We start from the raw sequence: 3432 nt of genomic DNA, 5'->3' as shown, positions 1-3432 counted from the left end.
CCATGTTAAATTGGTATGCTGTTGTCCAATATTTATTTGGACTGTTTGCTGATTCATAAGCTACAATAAGGGCGTCAGTGGATAATAGAGGAGTTAGTGCTTGGAGATTTGGAAATACTTTTGGTTTGGCGGTTTCGCCCGAACTCTCACTAATAAAATTTATGGCATTGATTTTTTCGCGGAATACCGATGTCGATAGATGTTTTGCTTCAGGAAATTTTTGGATCGGAGGAGATACCTTAAACCGTGCAAACACTTTGTTTAAGTGCCAAGCAATTCTGGCACCTATCACAATCATTCGGCTGCTTACATACAATATGGGCGAAGTTTGGTAGCTTTTTGAAGGATTTTCTTTAAAATGGACATAGGGAATTAGAGGAATCATTTCGTAGTAATTCATAATGAAAAAGGGAAACAGGATCCTGATCTTTTGTTTGTTAAACATAAAAATCACAGGATGCTCGTCTGCCTCCGTAAGATGGGATTCAGTGTATGCCAAGTCATCAGTCAAAAACTGATTTAAATCTTTTTTCTTCATCGATACAGCGGCGAAAATAGAATCACTGCTGCCCCATAATGGTGTATAACTCATATAGTTGAATAGATAAAATTGTTTTGCAGTTTGACAGCATAGAAGAAATGCTATATTTACAATATATACCAAATATTGTGAAATGGATATAATTGATGAAATAATTAAATGGTTTTTGAGTTTTTTTAATACTGAAAAGTATGACTTTCTAGAACTATTTATGTTTGGGGTAGGCTTTATGTCTTGGGTTATAGCCTATTACTTTATCATAAAAAACACCAAAAAATTCAAAATAAATGAAATGCCCATAATTGTTGCCGCAGGCAATATAGCATGGGAGTTTTCATGGTCGTTTTTGTTTGTTAGTGATCTGGGTACATTTTTTACCTGGGGCTGTAGAATATGGCTTTTTATGGATTTGTTCATCAATCATGGCTCGTATTTCTATGGGCGTAAACTTGTAACCAATAAGTTTATTTATTCAACATTCGGGAAATGGTACATTGCAAGTCTTTTAGGTTGGTTTGGTATTGTTTATTATATGTCATGGGATGGAGTGGACAATGAACTTGGAGTGGTTTCAGCTTTGCTCATCAATGTAATAATGTCCTCGCTTTACATTTATCAATTATTAAATTATCCCGAATACCGTGGCAAAGGATTCAGTAAAGCCGTGGCATGGTTCAAAATGATTGGAACAGGCAGTATCAGTGTTGCTTCATTTATCATCTGGGCCGACAATGAGTTTTTGCTTACCATGTGTGTGATTACATTCCTGCTTGATTTGGTATACATATATTTATTTTATAGGTATAAGCCTGAGGATATTGAAAAAGAGGCCTTAAGCACTTGATATGACTAATTCCCAACCAAAAAAAATTGCCGTAATCGGAGGTGGTTTATCTGCTGTCACTGCTGTTTACAATTTAGTGAAAGATCCTGATTGGAAGCAGAAATATGATATCACTATCTATCAATTAGGGTGGAGACTTGGAGGTAAAGGAGCAAGTGGGGTCAATCCTGAAATCGGATACAGGGTTGAAGAACATGGGTTGCATTTATGGATGGGTTTTTATGAAAATGCCTTTGCCATGATGCGTGAAATTTATGGTGAATTGGACCGCCCATCAACTGATCCCCTTGGAGATTTCAACGCAGCATTTAAAGGGCAATCATTTATGATTTTTGAAGAAAACGTAAATGGTGCCTGGGTTGATTGGAAAATAGATTTTCCTAAAATGGCAGGCAAGGTTGGAGATGGAAGTCCTGTAACATGGGAAGATCTATTAAAAAATATAGAGAACTTTTTATCAAGCCATTTCAAAGAAACGGCGCATCTGCACAAAAATAAATCTCCGCTTTGTGCTTTGTTTTTTCCGGACAAAAGCCATAAAAATGTGATACCTGATTTTTTTCACAAAATCTCCGAAGAAATAATTAAGGATATTGAGAAAACAGCGCTGAGTAAAGGGGAGAAATTATTCAAAATTATTTTTAAGCTTTTGGCTGATGTAGAAAAGCATGGAAGTTTTGAACATCACCTCACCATGCTCCAAAATCTCAGGAAATGGCTTTGGGATTTGATAGGAGAAAAGGTAGAAGAGGACACTTGGCTCCGCAGATTTTGGATCAACACAGACTTAATGATAGCGATCCTAAGTGGGATGATGCAAGATGGGGTATTGAAAATCGGTAATGGGATTAAACTCGATTTTTCTGAAATAAACGATTATGACTATGCGGAATGGCTTGTAAAAAATGGAGCTGACAAGAAATTATCCATTCCTTCTCCGCTGGTTAAAAGCATGTATGATGGACCATTTGCTTTTAAGCACGGGGATATAACCCAAGGCAATGCCGAAGCTGGAACCATGCTCAATATATTTTTAAGATTAGCATTTACCTGCAAAGAACATGTGGTTTGGCGGATGCAGGCCGGTATGGGGGACACCATTTTTGCACCTGCATATCATCTGCTCAAAAAGGATCAAAAAGCAAAGTTCAAATTTTTTCACAAGACCGTGGACCTGCAATTATCAGAAGATAAACAAAGCATTGAAAAAATAGTGATGCACAAGCAGGTAAAACTTAAGGACTCATTAAAAAACGATGCAGATGATTACTATCCGCTTATTGATGTGAATAAATTGAGTTGCTGGCCGTCTCATCCCCTTTATGATCAAATTGATTCCGACCAAGCCCGAGCGCTCCAAGAAAGAAACATCAATTTAGAATCGGGATGGACAGATTGGGATTATTTTGAGGAAAAAATATTGACAAAGGGAGTTGATTTTGATGAAGTAATCATTGGAGCCTCCTTGGCTTCTTTGCCCCAGTTTGCTTCACAATTGATTGACCAAAATAAAGCCTGGCAACAAATGCTGAACAAAGTTGGCACAGTGCAAACACAGGCTTTTCAATTTTGGCTGAATAAGGATGCCCAAACCTTAGAGATAGAGGAAGATAAATTGCTATCATGCTATGTTGAACCTCTTGATACTTTTGCCGCTATGAACCAGGTGCTGGCCCGTGAAAAATGGCCTGATAATGAAGCGAAATTTTTAGCCTATATCTGCGGCGCATTTCCTGATGCAGCCAATATTTTGCCGGCTAGTGTTATTTCTTTTCCCGAGCAACAAAATGAATTGGTACGTCAAAATATGCTGGATTATATCAAAAACAACCTTCAGCATATTATACCCAAGGCATTTGACAGTAATAATAATTTTGATTGGAACCAACTTGTTGACCTTAAAAACAGGAATGGAGCGGAGAGGATAGACGGGCAATATATCAGAGCTAATATAGATTCTTCGGAGCGGTATGTCCTGTCCCTTAAAGGAAGTTCTAAATACCGACTAAAAACAGGTGAAAGCGGATTTATTAATCTATATTTAACA

At 37.4% G+C, this 3432-nt stretch carries 3 protein-coding genes; 2 read left to right on the top strand and 1 reads right to left on the bottom strand.

Annotation, left to right across the window (positions count from 1 at the left end):
* Window positions 1-592 (bottom strand): hypothetical protein (locus ACZFYI_RS17680; protein ID WP_462525448.1); only part of this gene is annotated, 592 nt, incomplete at its 3' end.
* Window positions 593-674: 82 nt separating this feature from the next.
* Here ACZFYI_RS17680 and ACZFYI_RS17675 point away from each other — a divergent pair.
* Together ACZFYI_RS17675 and ACZFYI_RS17670 are read left to right on the top strand one after the other, a co-directional pair.
* Window positions 675-1385: a transmembrane-type terpene cyclase gene (locus ACZFYI_RS17675; RefSeq protein ID WP_462525447.1), complete on the top strand. Its 711-nt coding sequence runs from the start codon at window positions 675-677 to the stop codon at window positions 1383-1385.
* 1 nt (window position 1386) lies between these two features.
* On the top strand, window positions 1387-3432 hold a 2046-nt coding region (locus ACZFYI_RS17670; RefSeq protein WP_462525446.1), incomplete at its 3' end, for an NAD(P)-binding protein.

This window comes from Aquiflexum sp., from assembly GCF_977115555.1.
This window is presented reverse-complemented; position numbering and strand designations above follow the sequence as displayed.

Excerpts from the sequence above, each read along its gene's own strand:
- ACZFYI_RS17675 (WP_462525447.1), top strand. The coding sequence starts at position 675 with ATGGATATAATTGATGAAATAATTAAATGGTTTTTGAGTTTTTTTAAT.